Raw genomic sequence first — 5,141 nt, 5'->3', positions numbered from 1 at the left:
GGACGCCTCCTTCGAGTGCTGTTCAACACCTCACTCTGGCACATAGATGCCGTCGGGGGGCGTCCACCCCATCACCCGACGCCCTGGTCCGCGTCGAAGCCCTGCCGCCGCAGGCGGGCGCCCTCTACGGCGGCGATCCTGGGCGGCGGGTCGTCAACATCGTTCTTGAGCCCGAGTTCAGAAGCCGTGACGCTCTGGCGAAGGCGTCCCGGCCGACAGCCGGCGGAACGACGACCCTCTCGCTCGACGCACGCCAATCAGAAATCCAGGGATCCTCGACCTTCCAGATGGGCCTTCAGGGCGCGAGGACCACGCCGCTCTGGGCGGACGAGCGGCCAGGCTATGGTCGAGACCATCCGGGCGGCGGCGGAAACACGCTCCGCCCGCAGGCGCAGACGGGCTCGGTGAATCTATCGGCGACCGGAACCCTGTCAGACTGGTCGACCTCGTTCAGCGCAAATCTGCAGACCCGGCAGGACCGCTTCGTCTCAAGTTCGGTCGCAGCTGCGGACAGGGCGGAGACCCGACAGGAAACAGACGCCCTGACCATGGCCGGGGGCCTGGCGGGGCGCGCCCTGGGATGGTCGGTGAGATGGGGGCTCGATGGTCTGGTCTCGGAAGGCCGGCAAAGGGGCGCGACGGATGTGACGGCCCGCACGGTGTCGGCCGTCGCGAAACTCTCGGCCGACCGGACCCTGATCGACCTGCCGGCGGGGCCCGCCCAGATGACGGTCGATACGCAGTATCTTCGCTCCAGATCCGACATCAGGGCCGCCGGCGTAACCGCAACCCCCTCGTCCCGCGCGCTCGAGCTCCGATCCGGCCTGACGCTGCCGGTCACGTCCTCGCAGTCAGACCGGGGCGGACCCCGGCGGTTGCTCGGCGACCTGGCGCTCAATCTGGGCGGCCGCCTCAGACTGCTCGACGAGGCCGACGCCCAGGGGACGGGGCTGAACGCCGGCGTCGCCTGGTCGCCGTCCGGGAGAGTCCGTCTGGGCGCGCAATTCGCTCAGGCGACCGATGCGCCCACCCGTGAACAGCGGTTCGACCCGATCCGCTATGGGCCGCCGCGCACCTTCTATGACTTCCGCCGCGGCGAGGCCGTCGAGATCCAGCCGATTCTCGGCAGCGCCCCGGATCTTCAGGCCCAGGAGACGCAAACCCTGTCCCTCTCGGGATCGACGGGCCCCTTCGGCGCGTGGGGTCTTCAGGCCAGTGTCGATCTTCAGAACACGCGGGCGACGAATGCGATCGGAGCCCTTCCCGCCCTGACGCCGGCGACCGAGACGGCCTTTCCGGACCGTATCCTGCGCGACGCCTCAGGTCGCCTGACGGGCATCGACCAGCGGCCGATCAATCTCAAGGCGATCTCGTCCCAAACCCTCTCGTCGGGCCTGACCGCCAATATTCCGCTCGGGAGCGGGGCGCCGGAGGCGTCCAGGCGGGGCTCCGTCCAGGTCGCCTTCAACCACACCTGGCGGCTGGAGGATCGCATCACGATAAACGAAGCCCTACCCCGCCTTGATCAACTCGCCGGAGACGGCGGCGGCCTGTCGCGTCATCAGTTGGCGTTGCGGCTCGACGGACGATACGCGCGATGGGGTTTGAACCTTGCGGCGACCTGGCGAAGCGGCGCGCGCCTTCGTCGCGATCTGGGGCAGGACGGCCCTGACGATCTGCTTCTGTCGCCCCTGACCCTGATCGGCTTCACCCTCAGCACCGTCCTGTCGTCGCCCAGGAGCGAGGCCTCTGACACGGGGCCGCGCCGTCGCACCCAGGGCTTGCGGCTTGAACTGGGGGTGGAGAACCTCTTCGACGCGCGGCCGACCGCGACCCTGGGAGATGGTCGCCCGGCGCCGGCCTATGGTCGCGACGATCAGGACCCCCTGGGCCGCGTCATTCGCCTCAGCCTCAGCCGACGCTTCTGAGCCTCGAGCCCAGCCCCGCCGAGGCGCCCCGGCCCCTAGCCTTGCGTCGACTTGCGCGACGCAAGGCTTTCGTAGACGGCGTCGCGCAGAGACTTGAGGCGGATGTTGAGGTCGCTGAGTTCCGGCATGGTCTGGCCTGAGGCGTCCAGCAGGGCCTCGCCCAGACACCCCGCGCGTTCACGCAGGGCTTGGCCCTCGCTGGTCAGGGTGATCACCACCTGGCGCTCGTTCGCGGGGTTGCGCGCCCGCCGGACAAGGCCGGCGACCTCCAGCCGTTTCAGCAAGGGCGTCATGGTGCTGGGCTCCAGCGCCAATTCGTCGGCGATATCGCCGACCGTCCGGCCGTCCTCCCGCCACAGGACGTTCATCACGAGATACTGCGGATAGGTGACGCCCAGATCGTCCAACAGGGGCTTGTACGCCCGTTGGATGGCCATGCCGGTCGAATAGACGGTGAAGCAAAGCTGGTCCTCCATCGGGACGGGACCTTTGGATTTGGACATTCCGACCTACTCGCTCCTGCACAGGACGAGAGTTATATCGCGATAATTATTCTCTTAACAAGACCGATGGCCTGCCTCGCCAGGCCCGTCTCATCGTGGGCCGGTCGCGGGATTGGATGCGGCGCGCTTCGGAGTGGACGCGCGAAAGGGGCAGCCGGCGGGAATAATTGGCCCTCTTGAGACGTCTAACGTCAGAGCCGCCCGCCCGAGCCAAGGCCGACCATGCCGAACACCTTACTTGTGCATATCCGCAGCGGCCCTCGCAGCCCTGCGACGGTGTTGTGGACCAGCCGCCGCTCTTGGCCAGCTTGGCGTTCATTCCGACCATTACGGAGGGCTGACGCCATGCCCGGCGCCCCGCCTCAGACCGGGAGGCGACAGAAAGTTATATATCGCGATAAATATTGGCTTGACAGAACTCCGGCGCTTCATGCATCTTCTTTTAGCGCGATAAATGTTATCGCGATTTCGCCTTCACTCTCACGTCCGTCACCACCGTCCCAACCCAGTTCCAAAGGAAACGACCATGATCAAGTTCCGCAACATCCTCCTCGCCGCCGTCGGCGCCGCCAGCATCGGCGGAGCCGCTCAGGCCCAGTCCGTCCAGACGATTCCGGCGGCTCAGACCGTCCGCAACGTCGTCCTGGTTCACGGCGCCTTCGCCGACGGCTCGGGCTGGAGGGCCGTCTATGACGACCTGACCGCTCGCGGCTACCGGGTGACCATCGTCCAGAACCCCCTCACCTCCCTGGCCGACGACGTGGCCGCCACGCGGCGCGCCCTCGCCCGCCAGGACGGCGGAACCATTCTTGTCGGCCACTCGTGGGGCGGCGTGGTGATCACCGAGGCCGGCGTCGACGAAAAGGTGAAGGGCCTGGTCTATGTCTCCGCCCTGACCGCCGATGTCGGCGAGACGGCCGGGGACCAGTATAAGGGCTTCGGCATCCCCTCGACCTTCGTGATCGAGGAACAGGCCGACGGATTCGGCTTCATCAGCGCCGAACGCTTCCAGGAGGGGTTCGCCGCCGACGTCGGCGACGCGGACGCCGCCTTCATGCGCGACTCTCAAGTGCCCATCGCCATGTCGGCCTTCGCCACGCCGGTCACCCAGGCCGCCTGGAGGACGCGCCCGAGCTGGTTCATCGTCGCCACCGAGGACGCCGCCATCGCCCCGGCCATGCTGCGTCAGCAGGCCGAGAAGATCGGCGCCGTCAAGGTCGAGATTCGCGCCAGCCACGTCCCGATGATCTCACAACCGCACGCCGTCGCCGACGTGATCGACCAGGCCGCCCGCAGCGCCGGCGACCGGCCGAACTGACGCCTGCAAACCCACCGAAACCCTCGCCTCAAACCACCCTCTCAAAGGACATAGTCATGACTTACCTGACCCTCTCCGACGACACCCGCCTGTTCTACAAGGACTGGGGCCCCAAGGACGCTCAACCCATCGTCTTCCACCACGGCTGGCCGCTCAGCGCCGACGACTGGGACAACCAGATGCTGTTCTTCCTGGAAAAGGGATTTCGCGTCATCGCCCATGACCGCCGCGGCCACGGCCGTTCGGACCAGACCGACACGGGCAATGACATGGACACCTACGCCGCGGACGTCGCGGAACTGGCCGAGGCGCTCGACCTGAAGAACGCCATCCATATCGGTCACTCCACCGGCGGGGGCGAGGTCATCCGCTACGTCGCCCGCAGCCGGCCCGGCCGCGTCGCCAAGGCCGTGCTGATCGGCGCCGTGCCGCCGATCATGCTGGCTACGGCGGCCTATCCCGGCGGCCTGCCGATGGCGGTGTTCGACGGGTTCCGCGACGCGTTCAAGCAGAACCGCGCGCAGTTCTTCCTCGATGTCCCGTCGGGTCCCTTCTACGGCTTCAACCGAGAATTGGCGGCGGTGAGCGAAGGCCTGATCCGCAACTGGTGGCGCCAGGGCATGGCGGGCGGCGCAAAGGCCCAATACGATTGTATCACCGCCTTCTCCGAGACCGACTTCACCGAGGACCTGAAAGCGGTCTCTCTGCCGGTGCTCCTGCTCCACGGCGAGGACGATCAGGTCGTGCCGATCGACGCGTCCGCGCACCAGGCTGTCAAGCTGCTGTCGAACGGAACCCTGAAGACCTATCCCGGCCTGTCCCACGGGCTGTTCGCCACCCATCCGGACGTCGTCAACGCCGACTTGCTGGCGTTCATTCAAGGATAGGCAGGGTCTAGCGGCCGAATGCAGGGAACCGGGCCTCTCGGCATTCGGCTTCCGGGCCGGGGGTCACAGACTCCAGGCCCGGAATGATGTTGAGCGTGTCCTCCACGGCCCCCGGGGTTGACCCGCACACCCGCCAGCTAGCCAGCCTGCCCGAAGTTGGCGTTCACGCCGCGCCGTGTGTCGCCTCGATCATGGGCGCGCGCGGATCTCCCCGGCGATCGGCAAGTTCGACGGAGCTAACGAGACGATATCGGTGGATACCGCCCGAAGCTTCAATCAGCAGTATGTCGGTCAGTTCTCTTTCATCGAACCAATCCGGCACCTGATCACAGGCCGCGAAGGCCTGATCGAAGCACAGCAGAACGGGGCGGGCTTTTCCACCCGGCTGAGCTTCCACGTGGCTTCGACGGTGGATTTTCGAGGGGTCTGGACTTCGGCCAGCAAAAAGCCGCTGAGCGTAGTGCTCAGCGGCTGTTTTGTTTGGGTGCGGGAGTAGGATTTGAAC

Annotated in this window: 5 protein-coding genes; 3 read left to right on the top strand and 2 right to left on the bottom strand. The window is 66.7% G+C overall.

Annotated features, from left to right (window positions below; all coding sequences use genetic code 11):
• Nucleotides 1-1,928, top strand: a 1,928-nt coding sequence (locus AC1RSI_RS16645) for a TonB-dependent receptor (RefSeq protein WP_492322707.1), incomplete at its 5' end; no start/stop codon positions are given.
• A gap of 35 nt (nucleotides 1,929-1,963) precedes the next feature.
• Here AC1RSI_RS16645 and AC1RSI_RS16640 read toward each other — a convergent pair.
• Nucleotides 1,964-2,431, bottom strand: a complete 468-nt coding sequence (locus tag AC1RSI_RS16640) for a MarR family winged helix-turn-helix transcriptional regulator (protein ID WP_035309100.1) — start codon at nucleotides 2,429-2,431, stop codon at nucleotides 1,964-1,966.
• 526 nt (nucleotides 2,432-2,957) lie between these two features.
• Between AC1RSI_RS16640 and AC1RSI_RS16635 the strand changes: the two genes are divergently transcribed.
• Together AC1RSI_RS16635 and AC1RSI_RS16630 are read left to right on the top strand one after the other, a co-directional pair.
• The gene (locus AC1RSI_RS16635; RefSeq protein WP_035309102.1) at nucleotides 2,958-3,749 is read left to right on the top strand and encodes an alpha/beta fold hydrolase; all 792 of its coding nucleotides are present in this window, start codon (nucleotides 2,958-2,960) and stop codon (nucleotides 3,747-3,749) included.
• Nucleotides 3,750-3,805: 56 nt separating this feature from the next.
• Nucleotides 3,806-4,636 (top strand): alpha/beta fold hydrolase, encoded by an 831-nt coding sequence (locus AC1RSI_RS16630; protein ID WP_447941440.1) that lies wholly within the window; start codon nucleotides 3,806-3,808, stop codon nucleotides 4,634-4,636.
• A gap of 163 nt (nucleotides 4,637-4,799) precedes the next feature.
• On the opposite strand, the gene AC1RSI_RS16625 is transcribed toward AC1RSI_RS16630, so the two are convergent.
• Nucleotides 4,800-5,141, bottom strand: a 342-nt coding sequence (locus AC1RSI_RS16625; RefSeq protein WP_492322706.1) for a hypothetical protein, incomplete at its 5' end; no start/stop codon positions are given.

The sequence above is a fragment of the Brevundimonas sp. GW821-FHT10E09 genome (assembly GCF_058809375.1).
Note: the sequence above shows the minus strand (reverse complement) of the source record. Positions and strands in the feature narration are given on the sequence as shown.